14 protein-coding genes and 1 tRNA gene are annotated in these 15,982 nt (G+C 56.2%); 4 read left to right on the top strand and 11 right to left on the bottom strand.

Annotated elements, in window-relative coordinates:
* Positions 1 to 243: 243 nt before the first annotated feature.
* From Q9R35_RS16145 to Q9R35_RS16135, 3 genes are read right to left on the bottom strand one after another with little or no spacing between them, the layout of a single operon-like run.
* Positions 244 to 1,611: an N-acetylmuramoyl-L-alanine amidase gene (locus tag Q9R35_RS16145; RefSeq protein WP_042483679.1), complete on the bottom strand. Its 1,368-nt coding sequence runs from the start codon at positions 1,609 to 1,611 to the stop codon at positions 244 to 246.
* Positions 1,575 to 2,075 carry a tRNA (adenosine(37)-N6)-threonylcarbamoyltransferase complex ATPase subunit type 1 TsaE gene (tsaE, locus tag Q9R35_RS16140; RefSeq protein WP_042483682.1) on the bottom strand — a complete coding sequence of 167 codons (501 nt, stop codon included), beginning with the start codon at positions 2,073 to 2,075 and terminating at the stop codon, positions 1,575 to 1,577. Before tsaE ends, Q9R35_RS16145 begins: the two co-directional genes overlap by 37 nt.
* Positions 2,076 to 2,084: 9 nt before the next feature.
* Positions 2,085 to 2,981, bottom strand: a complete 897-nt coding sequence (locus Q9R35_RS16135) for an AEC family transporter (RefSeq protein ID WP_311220120.1) — start codon at positions 2,979 to 2,981, stop codon at positions 2,085 to 2,087.
* Positions 2,982 to 3,189: 208 nt separating this feature from the next.
* Between Q9R35_RS16135 and Q9R35_RS16130 the strand changes: the two genes are divergently transcribed.
* A complete protein-coding gene (locus Q9R35_RS16130; RefSeq protein WP_022983479.1) occupies positions 3,190 to 4,128 on the top strand; it encodes a tripartite tricarboxylate transporter substrate binding protein BugE in 939 nt (312 codons plus the stop codon).
* Between the two features lie 75 nt (positions 4,129 to 4,203).
* Here the strand turns inward: Q9R35_RS16130 and Q9R35_RS16125 are convergent, their stop codons facing one another.
* Positions 4,204 to 6,492, bottom strand: a complete 2,289-nt coding sequence (locus Q9R35_RS16125; RefSeq protein ID WP_063688445.1) for an NADP-dependent malic enzyme — start codon at positions 6,490 to 6,492, stop codon at positions 4,204 to 4,206.
* 148 nt (positions 6,493 to 6,640) lie between these two features.
* On the opposite strand from Q9R35_RS16125, the gene Q9R35_RS16120 reads away from it, so the two are divergent.
* Complete coding sequence (locus Q9R35_RS16120) at positions 6,641 to 7,636, top strand: LysR substrate-binding domain-containing protein (RefSeq protein ID WP_086060918.1); 996 nt, start codon at positions 6,641 to 6,643, stop codon at positions 7,634 to 7,636.
* A gap of 216 nt (positions 7,637 to 7,852) precedes the next feature.
* Here Q9R35_RS16120 and Q9R35_RS16115 read toward each other — a convergent pair whose 3' ends face one another.
* The 6 genes from Q9R35_RS16115 to dctP are packed head-to-tail and all read right to left on the bottom strand — an operon-like array spanning position 7,853 to position 13,857.
* Positions 7,853 to 9,337: an aldehyde dehydrogenase gene (locus Q9R35_RS16115; protein ID WP_197313627.1), complete on the bottom strand. Its 1,485-nt coding sequence runs from the start codon at positions 9,335 to 9,337 to the stop codon at positions 7,853 to 7,855.
* Positions 9,338 to 10,225, bottom strand: coding sequence for a 4-hydroxy-tetrahydrodipicolinate synthase (dapA, locus tag Q9R35_RS16110; protein ID WP_045930983.1), 888 nt, complete (start codon positions 10,223 to 10,225; stop codon positions 9,338 to 9,340). It abuts the gene before it with no gap.
* 34 nt (positions 10,226 to 10,259) lie between these two features.
* Entirely contained in the window at positions 10,260 to 10,910 is a 651-nt protein-coding gene (locus tag Q9R35_RS16105) for a GntR family transcriptional regulator (protein WP_042483700.1), read from the bottom strand.
* A gap of 24 nt (positions 10,911 to 10,934) precedes the next feature.
* Positions 10,935 to 12,254 carry a TRAP transporter large permease subunit gene (locus Q9R35_RS16100; protein ID WP_125303650.1) on the bottom strand — a complete coding sequence of 440 codons (1,320 nt, stop codon included), beginning with the start codon at positions 12,252 to 12,254 and terminating at the stop codon, positions 10,935 to 10,937.
* Positions 12,251 to 12,772 (bottom strand): TRAP transporter small permease subunit, encoded by a 522-nt coding sequence (locus Q9R35_RS16095; RefSeq protein WP_042483704.1) that lies wholly within the window; start codon positions 12,770 to 12,772, stop codon positions 12,251 to 12,253. Before Q9R35_RS16095 ends, Q9R35_RS16100 begins: the two co-directional genes overlap by 4 nt.
* Before the next feature lie 26 nt (positions 12,773 to 12,798).
* A complete protein-coding gene (gene dctP, locus Q9R35_RS16090) occupies positions 12,799 to 13,857 on the bottom strand; it encodes a TRAP transporter substrate-binding protein DctP (protein WP_311220119.1) in 1,059 nt (352 codons plus the stop codon).
* Between the two features lie 552 nt (positions 13,858 to 14,409).
* Between dctP and Q9R35_RS16085 the strand changes: the two genes are divergently transcribed.
* Positions 14,410 to 14,484: transfer RNA gene (locus Q9R35_RS16085), tRNA-Arg, on the top strand.
* A 241-nt stretch (positions 14,485 to 14,725) separates the two neighbouring features.
* On the opposite strand, the gene Q9R35_RS16080 is transcribed toward Q9R35_RS16085, so the two are convergent.
* A complete protein-coding gene (locus Q9R35_RS16080) occupies positions 14,726 to 15,055 on the bottom strand; it encodes a hypothetical protein (protein ID WP_125303646.1) in 330 nt (109 codons plus the stop codon).
* Between the two features lie 237 nt (positions 15,056 to 15,292).
* On the opposite strand from Q9R35_RS16080, the gene Q9R35_RS16075 reads away from it, so the two are divergent.
* Complete coding sequence (locus tag Q9R35_RS16075) at positions 15,293 to 15,958, top strand: low affinity iron permease family protein (protein WP_404977959.1); 666 nt, start codon at positions 15,293 to 15,295, stop codon at positions 15,956 to 15,958.
* The last annotated feature ends 24 nt before the right edge of the window (positions 15,959 to 15,982 follow it).

The raw sequence follows: 15,982 nt of genomic DNA, 5'->3' as shown, positions 1-15,982 counted from the left end.
GAGCTATAAGCGTCGCGCTCAAACAGCACGGGGCTTGTATCCTGGATAGCTCAAGAGCCTGCGGCCAGAACCCTGACTTGCCCTCCGACTAGCTGCTCCCCCTCAAGAAAAGGCCACACCGATTCAGGTTCAAACAGGTCCTTGCCCAAAGATGTTCTCTTTTCTGAACAGCTTCAGACTCTACAGAAATAAAAAAAGCGCAGCATTTTTTGCTGCGTTTTTTTCATCGAACCAAGCAGATAGTTAGCTGCGGCTGGCCAGTGCCGGAAACTCGGCAAAATATCCCCGGATGCCGGTCAGAATGGCTTGGGCAATCTTGTCCTGATGCGAAGAACTACGCAGCAGACGCTCTTCCTCCGGATTACTGATAAACGCTGTTTCGATCAGAATCGACGGGATATCCGGTGCTTTCAGTACAGCAAAACCAGCGCGTTCAACATTGCGCTTATGCAGGCGGTTGATCTTGCCGATCTCGCCCAGCAGGCGCGAGCCTACTTTCACCGAATCGTTAATCTGTGCGGCCGTAGACAGGTCCAGCAGAATTTGCGCAACCTGACGGTTGTGGGAACCCAGGTTCAAACCGCCGATCAAGTCAGCATCGTTCTCTTTCTTGGCCAGCCACCGAGCAGCCGAGCTGGTGGCACCGTTTTGAGACAGGGCGTAGATAGACGAGCCACGCGCACTAGGCTTGATCCAGGCGTCAGCGTGAATACTGATGAACAGGTCAGCTTTTACCCGACGGGCTTTTTGCACACGCACTTGCAGTGGCACGAAGAAGTCCGAGTCGCGCGTCAAGTAAGTGCGCATATTGGGCTGCGCATCGATCAAACGCTTCAGGCGGCGGGCAATGTTCAGCACCACATCTTTTTCACGCGTACCACCGGGACCAATGGCACCGGGGTCTTCACCACCATGGCCAGGGTCCAGCGCAATCAGTAAAGGACGATTTGGAGTGCCCGGAGTGGCTCCGGGCGAAGGGGAGCGCGGTGGAGTTGTAACAGGAGGCGGCGTACGAGCGACGGGCGGCAAGGTCTGCCCTTGTACCGTGGGCACAGGAGCATCAGGCGAGTTTTGAGCCAGGCTTTCCAGGACGGAAGCCAGGGGGTCGTTATCGTCCTGAATTTGCAAAGCCAGCAGCGGGTCTTGAGCCACGCGCGGGTACAAGTCCAGCACCAGACGGTACTTGTATTCGCCAACGGGCTTGAGGGTAAAGATCTGGGGAGCGACGGCCTGTTTCAGATCCAGCACCAGACGCACGACGTCGGGGCGGTTCTGGCCCACGCGCACGGAGCGAATGTAGGGGTCATTGGGGCGGACCTTGGAAACCAGCTCCTCGATGGTGCGGTTCATGGTCAGGCCCTGGATGTCCACCACCATGCGATGGGGGTTTTCCAGTGTGAAGTGCTCGGCCTTGAGCTCGCTATCCATTTCCAGGGTGACGCGGGTGTATTCATCTGCCGGCCAAGTACGGACGGCCACGATAGTGCTGGCATTCGCCAGTCGCGGGATGACAGGGAGCAGGAACAGGGTAGTGGCCGTGGCGACGAATCGGCGACGGGCCTTGCCGGCTGGGGCTACTTCTGCAGGCTGGGGGCGAGTGTCGTAATCCATAGCGTTCCTTTGGCGCTGCGTGCATCCAGGGTGGCCAAACGACCGTCACCGCAATAATCCAGGTGTAAATCCAGATCGGGCTCGGGCAATAAATCCCCTGCTTTTTCGGGCCATTCGATCAGCACAACAGCATTGTCTTGCAAAATATCGCGAAAACCTGCATCGACCCATTCTCGTGGATCGCTAAATCTATAAAAATCAAGGTGATAGAAGTATAAGCTAGAAACTTTATAACTTTCAAGTAAAGCGTAGCTAGGACTTTTGATACGACCGGTAACGCCGCAAGCCCGCAACAGGGCTCGAACGAAGTGGGTTTTACCGGCACCCAGGTCACCATGAAGATGAATTCGACCACCCGTGGGCACACCGGGAACCTGACCGCTTAGCAGCGGGGCAAGGCGTTCGGCCAGGGCCGTGGTGGCGTCCTCGTCAGGCAAAGACAGGGTTAAAGCTTGCAGATTCATAGGCTTGGATCAGGTCGCGAGGGATAACCACAATGGAATGGTCAAGCCCGCTAGTATAGTGCCGATCGACATGGTCAGCGCGACCAGACGGCTATCGGCTCCCATGCGGGCAGCCAGTACATGGGCAGAAGAGGCGGTGGGCAGAGCGGCAAATACCAGTAACATCTGGCGCTCCAGTGTGCTCATATCCAACACCCAGGCAATTGCCAGGGCCGCCAAGGGTAAAGCCAGCAGCTTGATGGCGGTAATCCAGCCGATCAAGGCCCCCGCGCGCCGTGAGCCTTGCAGGGACAAGGTGGCGCCTACACACAACAGACCAATCCCCAGGGCGCAAGCCCCCAGGCGGCTAAAGGCCAATTGAACCGGGCCGGGCACAGACAAACCGGCCAGATTCCAGGCCAGCGCGGCAACAGTAGACAGGATCAGAGGATTTTTGAGCAGCTCGATGGCGATGCGGCCTTGTTGCCCACGTGCCAGCACGGTCACAGCCACCATATTGGCCATGGGAACAGAAAAACCCACCAGCAAGGCCATGACGGCAACGCCTGATGGCCCGGCAATGGCACTGGCCAAGGACATCCCTAAATAGGTATTGAAACGGAAGGCGCACTGGGTCAGGGCGGCGTGCTGAAAATGTTCGGGTTTCAGAATGGGCAGGGCCAGCCAGGCCAATACAGTACCCACAGCAATTAAAACAGCCGCCGCCACCAGCAAGGGCCAGGTATCACCCAGATTGAGAGGGATGCGAGTAATGGAATCAAACAGCAGGGCTGGAAACAGGACGTAATAGACCAGCTTTTCGGCACCCTGGAAAAAATCCCGGCTGAAGTGGAAGCGATGCAGCAGCAAAGCCCCCAGCGCTATCAACAGAAAATCGGGCAGGATCAGCGGGAATATTGTGGCCATGATGACGGTAATTAAAGGCAGATATAGGTATATCCCCTGTAGGTATCTGCTTTCAGAATTAACAATTGTTGGGGATTAGCTGCGCTATTATTGATGAGTTCCCCTTACCCAGGGGATGGATCTACAAAAAGACTAAAGAGGAGATGTTCCCATGATAGAGAAGTTTCCCAAGAAATTTGCGCTGCTATCCCTTTGTGCAAGTTTGTCCATGATCGGCACGGCCAATGTCGCTCACGCTCAAGCTGATTACCCTAATCAGGCGATTCGCGTCATTGTTCCTTTTGCGCCTGGTGGCTCCACCGATATTGTGGCGCGTATTGTGACCAAGGGCATGAGCGAAGTGCTGGGCCAATCCATGGTTGTGGAAAACAAGGGGGGTGCCGGTGGCGCTATCGGAGCGGCAGAAGCGGCTCGCGCCAAACCTGACGGCTATACCTTGTCGATTGCCACCATCTCGACTCTGGCAGTGAATCCCGCTTGCCGCCCCAATGATCTGCCCTATGATCCCTTGAAAGACTTTGTGCCGGTCAGCAACTTTGCCAACCTGCCCAACGTGATCGAGGTCAATCCCAAATTCCCGGCACAAAACTTCAAGGAGTTTGTGCAACAGTTGAAAGACAATCCCGGCAAATATTCCTACGGCAGCTCGGGCACCTGCTCGGTTCTGCACTTGTTTGGTGAAGCCTTCAAGCTGGAAACCGGCACTGATATCGTGCACGTTCCGTACCGTGGCGCCGGTCCGGCTGTGACGGACGCGGTGGGTGGCCAGATCAATGCCATGTTCGATAACTTGCCTTCGTCCATGGCCCAGATCCAGGCTGGCAATTTGCGGGCACTGGCGATTGCCTGGCCTGAGCGCCTGCCTGCTCTGAAAGATGTGCCTACCTTGGCCGAGGAAGGCTACCCGCAGCTGAACAGCCCGGCCTGGTACGGTTTGCTGGCTCCCAAAGGAACGCCTCCTGAAATCGTTGCCAAATTGCATGCCGCTGCTGCTGAGGCTTTGAAGAAGCCGGAAATTATTTCGGCTCTGGAAAAGCAGGGTGCCACGCCTTCGGGTAATTCGCCTGAAGAGTTCGCCAAGGAAATCAAGGAGCAATACGACTGGGCCCACGACGTGGTCAAGAAAGGCAATATCAAGTTGGAATAAGCCTTTGCTGCCTGATTGCAATCATAAAAAAACCGGCCTGCGAAGGCCGGTTTTTTATTTCAGCCCCCAGAGGGCTTAGCTACGGTTGGCTTGCAGCACGGTCAAGGCCGTCATATTGATGATGCGGCGTACGGTCGAGCTGTAAGTCAGGATGTGCACCGGAGCGTTGGCACCCATCAGGAAAGGACCGATGGCCACGTTGCTGCCAGCGGCGGTTTTCAGCAGGTTGTAGCTGATGTTGCCAGCGTCCACGTTCGGGCAGACCAGCAGGTTGGCCGAGCCTTTCAGCGAGGAGTTGGGCAAGGTGCGATTGCGCAAGCTTTCGTCCAGAGCGCAGTCGGCATGCATTTCACCGTCTACTTCCAGGTCAGGGGCTTGTTCCTGAATCAACCGCAGGGCTTCACGCATTTTGGGGCCGGAAGTGGCCGAGTCTGTACCAAAGTTGGAGCGCGACAGCAGGGCCACCTTGGGTTCCAGACTCAGCGTGCTCAACATACGAGCAGCTTCAATCGTGTATTCCGCAATTTCCTGTGCGTTCGGGTCGTCGTTGACGTGCGTGTCGGTCAGGGCAACCGTACGCTCGCCCAGCAGCAGGATGTTCATGGCGGCGTAGACGCTGGAGCCGGGCTTGCGGCCAATCATCTCGTCGATGTAACGCAGGTGGTTGTGGTAGGAACCAATGGTGCCGCAAATCATGCCGTCAGCATCGCCCAGGTGCACCATGGTCGAGCCAATCAGCGTCAGGCGGCGACGCATTTCCACGCGAGCCATTTCCTTGCTGATGCCGCGACGGCACATTTTTTCCCAGTAGGTGGTCCAGTACTGGTGGAAACGGTCGTCGGACTCGGGGTTGGTTACTTCCACATCCACGCCCAAACGCAGGCGCAGACCAAATTTCTTGATGCGGGACAGCAACACGGCAGGGCGGCCGACCAGAATTGGGTGGGCCAGCTTCTCGTCCACAATCACTTGCACGGCGCGCAGCACGCGTTCTTCTTCACCTTCGGTAAAGACGATGCGGGCCTTGCCGCCTTCGCGCACCAGTTGCTTGGCCACAGCAAATACGGGCTTCATGAATGCGCCGGAGTGGTAGACGAACTGTTGCAGCTTGGCGATGTAGCCTTCCAGGTCAGCGATAGGGCGGGTTGCCACGCCTTCTTCCATGGCGGCTTGGGCCACAGCGGGGGCGATACGCACGATCAGACGTGGGTCGAATGGCTTGGGAATCAGGTAGTCGGGGCCAAAGCTCAGGCCGTAACCACCGTAGGCAGCGGCCACGGCTTCGTCTTGCTCTTCTTCAGCCAGGGCGGCAATCGCGCGGGCAGCGGCTTTTTCCATGCCACGGGTAATCGTGGTGGCACCCACATCCAGCGCACCGCGGAAGATGTAGGGGAAGCACAGCACGTTGTTGACCTGGTTCGGGAAGTCCGAACGGCCGGTTGCCATGATCACGTCATCGCGAGCGGCTTTGGCCACTTCAGGCAGAATTTCGGGGGTGGGGTTGGCCAATGCCATCACAAAAGGACGGTCTGCCATTTTTTGCAGCATTTCAGCTTTCAGCACACCGCCTGCGGACAGGCCCACGAAAACGTCAGCGTTGTCGATCACATCAGCCAGCTTGCGGGCCTCGGTTTCTTTGGCGAAGCGGGCCAGTTCAGGCACTTGATGGCCGGGGCGGCCTTTGTAGACCACGCCATCAATGTCGGTGACCCAGACGTTTTCTTCGGGCAGACCCATGTCTACCATCAAGTCCAGGCACGCCAAAGCGGCTGCACCAGCACCGGAGGTCACCACCTTGATCTTCTTGATGTCTTTACCGACCACTTTCAGGCCGTTCAGGAACGCGGCTGTCACACAAATGGCGGTACCGTGCTGGTCGTCGTGAAAGACGGGGATGTTCATGCGTTCACGCAGCTTGCGCTCAACTTCAAAACACTCGGGGGCCTTGATGTCTTCCAGGTTGATGCCACCAAAGGTAGGCTCCAGACCGGCAATGATATCCACCAGCTTGTCGGGATCGGTTTCGTTGATCTCGATGTCGAACACGTCCAGGCCAGCAAACTTCTTGAACAGAACGGCCTTGCCTTCCATCACGGGCTTGGAGGCCAGGGCGCCAATATTGCCCAGACCCAGCACAGCAGTCCCGTTGGAGATCACACCCACCAGATTGCCACGGCCGGTGTAGCGGAAGGCATTCTTTGGGTCGACAACGATTTCTTCACAAGCGGCGGCCACACCGGGGGAATACGCCAGACCCAGATCGCGTTGGCTGACCAGCGGCTTGGTGGCGGCAATCGTTACTTTGCCGGGAATGGGGAACTCGTGATAATCCAGTGCAGCTTGTCGATCTACGGGTGAACTCATGGTTTCCTCTTGCTCAGGCGTCAAACAGGTGTTTGGTGGAATCGGGGGATGGCGTGGGAAGTAGGCACCAGCGCCGCTTTTCAACAAGTGTAGATAATTAAACAGGCCAGGGTATTAGGGCTTATTATTACCCCATTAGTAAATGCTTATGGTATGGGGTAAAGGCTTGGAAACAAACGATATCGCGCATCGCTTGGTGCAACGACTCAAGCTGCGTCACTTGGCCTTGCTGATCGAGATCGAACGCCTGGGTTCGCTGACCAAAGTGGCGGATTTGATGGCGATGAGCCAGCCTGCAGTGACACAGGCCCTGGCCGAGGTTGAGCAGGTGTTTGGTACTGCCCTGTTTCTGCGTTCTTCCCGTGGCATGGAGGCAACACCACAAGGGCAAATCGTGATTTCACGTGCCCGGGCCATGGTGCAGGACATGGAGTTGCTGAGCCTGGACTTGCAGGCGCACAGCCTGGGGCGGCAAGCGCATTTGCGTCTGGGGGTGATTCCCCTGGTGTCCGGCAAGCTGGTTTCCACGGCGCTGCGGGCGACCCGTCCCCAAGGACAGGTGGTCTCGGTCAGTATTACCGAGGGGCTGACGGAAACCCTGCTGGAACAACTGCGTGATCATGCCCTGGATGCCGTGGTGGCGCGCAGTTCTCCGGATTTGAATATGAAAGGGCTGCGACATGAGGCCTTGTACGCGCAGCAACCGCGCCTGATTGCCAGCCGGGAACTGGCAGGCCGATTGGGACGACGCAAGCTGGACTGGGCGCAACTGCAGGATCTGGACTGGATTCTGGGGCCGCGCAATACGCCCATGCGGCGGCAGGTGGCGAACCTGTTTTTGCGAGCAGGCTTGCTGGAGCCGGTGCCCAGCGTGGAGACTTCCTCACCCAAGCTGATCGGTGAGTTGATTGTGAACCACTCCCGGGCCGTCTCCGTGGTCCCCACTGAAATTGCCGAAGAGCTGGTGCGCGTGTCCGGCGTGGCCATCGTGCCGTATTCCTTTGAGTGGGGTTTGTCGCCCATTGCGCTCTTCACGCGGGTGGCCGGTCAGCAGCGTCCCGTGGACAAGCTGTTCGCGCAGGAACTGAAACGGGTGTGTACTGATAAGACTGTGCCCTTGGAACGGGGGGCTTTTTTCTACTAGTGTCGTTTTGTCTGCTGCGGGTTGATTGTTAGGGTCACATTGGGAGCGCCCTATGCCGAGCGGGCTGGGCGGGACCTGAGGGCAGGATGTCATACCTGCCCAGGAAACCGGAGCCGCTCACTGACAAGAACCGCCCCCCGCTTTCATGTCCAGGAGTCTGAGAGGGGGGGGGTACAGCGGCCTGCTTGTTGCTGTCTGGGTTAGGCAAGCAGCGGCTTACTGATTGACATACCAGATCGCCTTGGTTTGCTGGTACTGATCCAGGGCTTCCATTCCCTTGTCCTTGCCGCCAAAACCGGACAGTTTGAAGCCACCAAAGGGCGCGGTGATATCACCTTCGGAAAAGCCATTCACCGAAACGGTGCCTGCCTTGATTTTGCGCGAGACACGTTGTGCGCGCCGCACATCCAGTGTGTAGATGGAGGCGGCCAGGCCGTATTGGGTGTCGTTTGCCAAGGCGATCGCTTGCTCTTCTGTCTCGAAGGTCGTGATGGCCAGAACGGGGCCGAACACTTCTTCCTGGAACAGACGGTCTTCCGGGGTGATGTGATCGAAGATAGTGGGCTCGATATACCAGCCACTGCCCAGGTCACTGTGAATGCGCCCCCCATGAACCAGTTTGGCGTTTTTTCCGGGGTTCTGCAGAAAGCTGGCCACTTTTTCAAAGTGCGCTTTTTCTACCATCGGTCCGATAGACACATCCGGGTCCGTAGGCAGACCTACTTTCCAGGAACTCAGCCCCTGTTTGAGTTTTTGCAGCAGCGTGTCTTTCAGGCTGCTGTGTACGATCAGGCGGGAGCCGCAGCTGCAGTTTTCGCTCATGTTCCAGAATGCGGCCGCCAGGATGGAGGGGACCGCCTCGTCCAGCAGGGCATCCTCAAAAACGACCTGGGGGCTTTTCCCGCCGCATTCCAGTACCACCTCCTTCAGATTGCTTTCTGCGGAGTATTTCAGGAACAGGCGACCCACTTCGGTGGAGCCGGTAAACGACACAATATCCACGTCCTTGTGCCGTCCCAAAGGCTCTCCGACTTCCTCGCCTGTCCCTGTGACCAGGATCAGGGCCCCTGCGGGGACGCCTGCCTGATGTGCCAGCTGTGTCATGCGGTAGGCGCTCAGACTGGTCAGCTCGGACGGCTTCACAATGACCGAGTTGCCGCACACCAGAGCAGGGGCTACTTTCCAGGCGTACATCTGGGCCGGGAAGTTCCAGGGCAGGACGGCCGCCACGACCCCAATGGGTTCCTTGGTGATCAAGCCCAGCGCGTCGGAGCCGGTTGGGGAAATTCGGCCAAAGCATTTATCAGCCGTTTCCGCATACCAGCTGAAGGTATCGATGGTGGCGGGCATGTCGGTATTCAGACATTCGGTGATGGGCTTGCCTGCATCCACGCAATCGAGTGCGGCCAGTTCCTCGGCGTGTTGCTCCAGCAAGGCGACCCACTTGAGCATGATCTTTTTACGGTCTGCCGGAGACAGTTCAGACCACTCGCCCGACTCAAAGCTTGCGCGTGCGGCAGCGACCGCCGCTTCTACATCCGAGTCTTGGCCAGCGGAGATCTTGCCAATCACGGCCAGATCGATAGGGCTGACGTTATCGAGCAGGGCCGAAGCCGTGGTTTGATAGCCAGGAATCAAATGGGAAGCGTGCAGCTTTCCGGCGCGGGCCAACTCAAAGACAGTCTCTTTCTGCGTGGGCATTCAAGCCTCCTGTTCTACTTGGTAAGCGTTGATCTGGGCCAGGAAATCATCCCGTTCCTGCGCGTCGACTGGCAACAGGGGCAAGCGCACCGAACCGACATCAATGCCGTGGCGCACGCAGCCCAGTTTGGCCTTCTGGTTGTAGTTGCCGGACTCCATGGCGGCAATGGCGGGCAGCATGGCTGCCATCATGCGACGCACGCTGTCCCAGTCTCCTTGTTCGGCTGCCTTGAGCATTTGGACCTGCTCGGCAGGAAATACATTGGCCCCGCCGCTGATCCAGCTGCGCACGCCCCAGAACAGGAAGTCGGCCGCCTGATCATCACAGCCGCAAACAACCTGGAAGTCGGGCAGATTGGCATTGACCATAGCCACTACCCGGCTGAAGTTACCGCTGCTCTCCTTGATGCCCACAATGTTTTTGACCTTGGCCAGTTCGTAAACGGATTCAAGCTCGATCTGGATGCCAATGCGTGCCGGGAAGTTGTACATGACAATCGGCAATTCGGTGGCCGCGGCGACCTCCTTGAAATACGCCACCACTTCATTCTGGCCGGGCAGGCTGTAAGGGGTGGGGGAGAGCATCAGCGCTTCGTAACCCAACTCCTCGGCTTCACGGATCCGGCTGATGGCTTCGGCAGGTGACATGGAGTTCACGCCGGCAATCAGTGTTGTACGGCCACGGCCGGTTTTGGCAACAATCTCCAGCACGCGGCGGCGCTCTTGTGCGCTCAGTGCGTAGTACTCGCCCGTGGTGCCACAAGCCACGATGCCACCCACGCCGGCTTCAATAAAACATTCAACCAGACGCTCCAGAGCGGCTTCATTTAGCTGGTTGTTGGCGTCAAACGGGGTAACGATGGGAACGAGAATGCCGTTCAGATTCATGATGTCTCCAGATTATTAATAGATTATTGATACGTTATTCAATGACCTTGCGGGTGAAGGCGCTGAGGTAAGCCATCAGCGTTTCAGAGCCCTGCAAGGCCAGGTCGGGATTTCCATCCTGGATACCTTCGGCCAGGGTCAAATGAGCCTGGGCTCCGGCTTCCAGATCGCCTTCATATTGGTAGGCGTACCAGAATCGTCTGCACTGAACGATCATGGGTGTGACCGCTTGCACCGCAAAGGTGTTGCGACAGGCCTGGTGGATCACTTCGTCCAGATGCTGATCGGCCAGCATGTAGGCGTCGATATCCTTGGCGTTGGCGGCATCCACCATGGCCTGGGCGTGGCCGAGCAAGGTGCTGCGCTGGGCCGGGGTCGCCCAGCGGGCAGCTCCCTGCACAATCAGGCGTTCCAGAACCCGGCGTGTTTCAATCAGGGTCAAATGTTCAGCCACACGGATCTCGCTGACACGCAGACCACGGCGTGGTTGCTGCTCGATCAATCCCAGGGCCACCATGCGCATCAGGGCTTCGCGCAAGGGGGTGCGTCCCAAACCTGTCATTTCCACCAGATCACTTTCCACAATGGCCTGACCAGGCTCCAGTTTGAGTGTGGCAATTAACTGCTCAATCGCTTGATAGGCGATTTCAGCGGCACGAGAAGAAGGGATGGGGGCGCTACTCACAGAGACTCCAATATAAAAAGGGTGTTAAAAGCCGGACACTTGCTGGGGCAGCCAGGTTGCAATCGCCGGAAACAGAGCGACGATCAGCAAGGTCAGCAACTGAGCAAGAATAAACGGCACCACACCTCGACAAACTTGTCCGTATGTCATGTCTTTGGGGGCAATGGACAGGAGGTAAAAAATCGAAGAGGCCAGGGGCGGTGTCAGGTAGCTGGTTTGAATAACAACAATCACCATGACGCCAAACCACAAGGGATCCAGTCCTGTTGCCACAATAAAGGGCAGGAAAAGCGGCACGCAAATCAATACGTTTGCCGTCCAGTCCAGCACAAAGCCCAGCAGAAAGACGATGCCCAGAAACAGAATGATCGTACCCGTACTGCCCAGGCCCAGATCGCTGGTCAGCATTTGTACCAGCTTGGCACCACCATTGGCTGCAAAGGCTCCGGTAAACATGGTGCCCCCAGCCACAATCAGCATGATCATTGCTGTAATGCGTACCGTAATCCGCAAGGCTCCGCTGAACACTTCCCAGTTGAACTGACGGTAGAAAATGCACAGGACAGCGGCGGCAGCGGCACCCAGGGCAGCGGCCTCGGTGGGCGATGCAATCCCTTTCATCAAGGAACCCAGAACGGCGATGATCAGCAGCATCATGGGAACCAGACCACGCATCGTGATGCTGATTTTCTCGCCCAAGGGCCGACGCATATCCTCGTCATCCGCCCGAGGCCCCAATTCGGGCTTGAGCGTGGTGGCAATCAGGATGTAAGCCACAAAGAGCGTGGTCATCAACAGGCCCGGAAAGAGCATGGCAGCGAACAGCTCGCCCACCGGAACCTGTGCCAGGGAGGCATAGACGACCGCGACCACTGAGGGCGGGATCATGGTGCCCAGGGAGCCCCCGGCGCAGATCGTGCCCGCGATCAGGGAGTGGTTGTAGCGAAAGCGCTTCATGGCTGGGATGGCCATCAGCCCCACCATGATTTCTACCGCCCCCACCACACCGGCTGCGGCAGCAAAGGTGGCAGCCATGGCGATGGTGGCAATAGCCAGCCCGCCTGGCAGACCACCCAGCCATAACTGCATGGTGCGAAACAGACGGGCGGCAATGCCCGAGCGCTCCAGCAGGGCTCCCATCAGGACAAACATGGGAATCGCTGACAGGATATGGTTGGTGGCCGCGCCGTACAAGGCCCCATACATCTGGTCAAAAACCATGGGGCCAAAGGCGTACCAACCGGCCAGAAAGGCGGGCAGGATCAGCGCAAAAGCCACGGGCATGCCCTGAAAAATCAGCAGGAACAGGGCGGGAAACATCAGTCCGGCAATCCATAAATTCATGGGCTCACCTCGATGTCTGCAGGGCTTTGTTCTTTGACCGCGCAGCGCAAGCCATGGGCCAGCAGTTGCAAGGTAAAGGCGATCAGGCCAATGGCAATGCAGGCGTAGAACGGCCACATGACCGGGGCCCAGGGGCTGACCATTTCCACTTCGTTCAGCTTCCAGGCCATCCAAGCTTTGTTGACTCCGACTTTGCTCAACACCGCAAACAGGGGAAACAGCACCAGCAGGTACAGGACCACGTCTGAAATGCGGGCAAGGGACTTGGGCAAGTGCTTGCGAACCACATCAATGCTGATGTGTTCGTTCTGGCGCATTACCCAGGCCATGCCCAGCAGAAAAATAGCCCCGTTCATCATGTAGGCGACATCGAAGGCCCAGACCGTAGGAGCATGCAGGACGTAGCGGGCAAAAACCTCCCACACCATGGCCGTGACCAGGATGGCCGCAGCCAGTTCCGCCAACCTGGCACTGACAAGGGCAACAAAGTCGATCAGTTTTGAAATAGGCTGCAGCATGGCAGCTCTCCTTCAGAAAGTAGGACTTAGTCGCGGATCAAGTAATTGCTTTCGCTGCGCCAACGAGCCAGGAAACCATCGTAGTCAGTCAGCAGGTTTTTCATGTAGTCGTTGCCGGACTGTGCCTGGGCGTCGGCTTTCTTGTGTACCCAGTCATTGCCAGCCTCGGCCAGCTGCTTGATGAAGGCTGGATCCAGGGTGATGACTTCGTTGCGTCCCTGGCGATACTTCTCCATGGCCTTGATGTCGGCGTTATAGAAGTAGTCCAGCGATTGATGGGTGGTCAGCTCGGCGGCAGCCTCAATTAACTGCTGCAGATCGGCGGGCACCTTGTCCCAGGTTTCCTGCTTCAGCACGACTTCCCACATGAAAGTAGGTTGATGCACACCCGGTACGACGATGTATTTGGCGGCCTGATGAAAGCCTTCTGGCGTATTGGAGGAGGGGGTTGCCCATTCCACTGCATCCACCCCTTTGCGTTGCAGCAGGGTGTAGGTATCGCCGGGAGGAACCACCGTGGGAACGGCACCGAAATAGTCTTTCATCACATCGGCCCAGGCGCCGGAGGTACGGTACTTCAGCCCTTTCAGATCTTCAGCTGTCCGAATCGGGGTATTGGAGTGCGCCAGGACTTCGGTGGAGCCCAGCCCCACAATCATGGTTTTCAGGCCATTTTTGGAACGCAGCTCCTGCAGCTTTTCCTTACCACCGCCTTCATATAGCCAGACACGATAGGCATCAGGCCCCATGCCGCCGGGATAACCCGCAAAAATCGCATTGGCCGGATCCTGATTGACCAGATAGCTGGAGGTGGAGTGGCCCGCTTCCACAACGCCTGTCTCTACTGCTTCAAAGACTTTAAGGGCGGGAACGATAACCCCGGCTCCAAAGGGCTGAATCTCGACACGATCCCCCGTCATGAGTTTCACGTTCTTTGCAAAACGCTCCAGAAAGTTTTGATAGAACGGGGAGCCTTCGGGTACAGAAGTGGGTACGCGCCAGTTGATTTCGGCTGCTTGTGCCGAGGCCGTGCTGCTCAGCAAAAACAGGCCAGCCAAGGTGGATGCAACAAGTTTGGATTTCATGTTTGTCTCCGGTGGTTTTTTTATAGTTCAGCTCTGTCAGAGGCCGACGGCCAGCTTCAGAGCATGGGATGGATCTTAATATTTTCTAAATATATTAACAACATATTTAGATTGGGGTTTGTCCTAGAAAGGGCCGGAGGTGGCTTGCTGATTGGCTTTCAGTGTTCGATTCTAGTGTTGAAACAGTAGGGGGCGAACGTTCCCGGCCTGGTTTTGATGCGGATTTCAGGGTTGAAGTGATGGGTGATGCGGATCTTTTTTATGCTTGTGTGAAGCATCACGGGGCAGCCTTGTTTAGCTGTTTCAATCCTTTCGTCCCTGCGGTCTAGCTGGTACACTTTGCGACTGCTTTTTGATAAGCACGCGGCGGCAGGACAGGGTCTTTGGACCGTTCTTTTGCTGTAGCACTTTCTGTAGCAGCGGGCAGGAAAATAGCTGGTTTTTTACGGACTGGAGAGGGCGTCGGATCTGCCCTTGTGTGTTGTAAAGCCAGGATTCCTGCGGTGCATGTAGTGTCTGGCCCGCCTGGGCCCACTGCGCAGACCAGCCACCGGGCCCATAGTTAAATGGATATAACTTTCCCCTCCTAAGGGAAGATTGCAGGTTCGATTCCTGCTGGGCCCGCCATTTTGCTGCATGAGGCCCGTCTGCCTTCATGGCTTTTAGCTCCGCACCTGATAGGCCGAGCGTTGAAATCCCACTTGATGACTGATCTTCCGCGATTTATGCGGAGCGGCCCGTGTGTCTGCTCGCTTTGCTTTTAATCGAGCCAGCCTTGTTGTGAGAAAACAAGGCTGGCAGGAAGCGAAAGACGATTGTTTCACGACTGAAACTAGCTGGGCATGCGCGTTCTGGAGAGTCAGTAGCGCTAATGGAGCGGCCGAGTGCCAAGACTTGTGGGTGAGGTTTTGGGGGCTGGTGTAGTGCCCCAAGTATTCATAAGCCCTTTTGTTGAGGCCAGATAGTCATCCACACTACCGGTCCAGAGCTTGAATCCCAGACAACTTTTCCATTTGTCTTGTTGATAAAGCCAGTGGGTCTGGCAAACGGAGCAGCGAAACAGGCTCTGTGCTCCCTGGTCGCCATAGTCCTCTGTTTTGGTGATGCGTTCCATGTAGGCATGCTTGGGTGTATGCGCTTTGGAAAGCGGCAGAGTTTGGCACAAAATACACATTGTTTTATGGTCGATCTTGCCCACTTCTTGCTCCTTTTTAAATAAAGGCTATGGGAAATAGCGTGTTTTAAAAAAAGACAGCAATGTGCTTTCTACAAAAACTATCAAACTGAAAGCAAGATAGTCAGACGCATCTTACAAAGCTTGTTGTGACTTGGGTAGTGGCAGCTGTAAAAAATCATTTCGTTCGCAAAAACCCGTAAGAAGCAGCGCTGAAAAACGTGGACATCGCTCGTTCTGCCTAGGGGAAAGCCGGTCTGAATGTCTGGGCTGGGCCGCGGCCGGTGGTTTTTACAGGGCAGGGATGGCAAAGCAGTTGTGTCGCTGTTTAAGCTGCGTTTGAATTTTGCCCAGTTTCGTTTTTATTTGAAATATATGCGCGGGTCCCACGACTACACTGCTTTTATTTATAAGGGATTTGCCATGAAAAACGACAAGCATTCCTTGGAAAAAGATCCGCTCTCTTCTTCTTCTTCTTCTTCTTCTTCTTCTTCTGCATGCAGGCAGGAGGACCCCCCGTTGGTCAAGCCGTGCAAGCCAGATTCGGTAGACAGTTTTTTTGATCGCTTTGCCAAGGCGGTGACACGCTTTGCCGGCTCCCCCATCATGTTTTCCGTTGCTGTTTTAGCGGTGCTGGTGTGGGCCTTGTCTGGGCCGTATTTTAATTATTCGGAAACTTGGCAATTAATTATTAATACCGGCACGACGATTATTACTTTCTTGATGGTTTTTTTAATTCAGCAAAATCAAAATAAAGATAGCAAGGCATTGCATATAAAGCTTGATGAGTTAATTATTTCACTGACAGATGCCAATGAGCGTTTGATTGATGTTGAAGAGCTGGATGAAAAGCAGCTTAAAAAACTGGAGGCCTATTATTCCTCCATTGCTTTGAAAGCCCGCCGACGTCTGGACGGCGGGGAATAAAGAAAAGGGCCTTGCGGCCCTTTT

Source organism: Alcaligenes sp. AB3 (assembly GCF_031844565.1).
In the GTDB taxonomy this organism is placed as follows: Bacteria; Pseudomonadota; Gammaproteobacteria; order Burkholderiales; family Burkholderiaceae_B; genus Alcaligenes; species Alcaligenes faecalis.
Note: the sequence above shows the minus strand (reverse complement) of the source record. Positions and strands in the feature narration are given on the sequence as shown.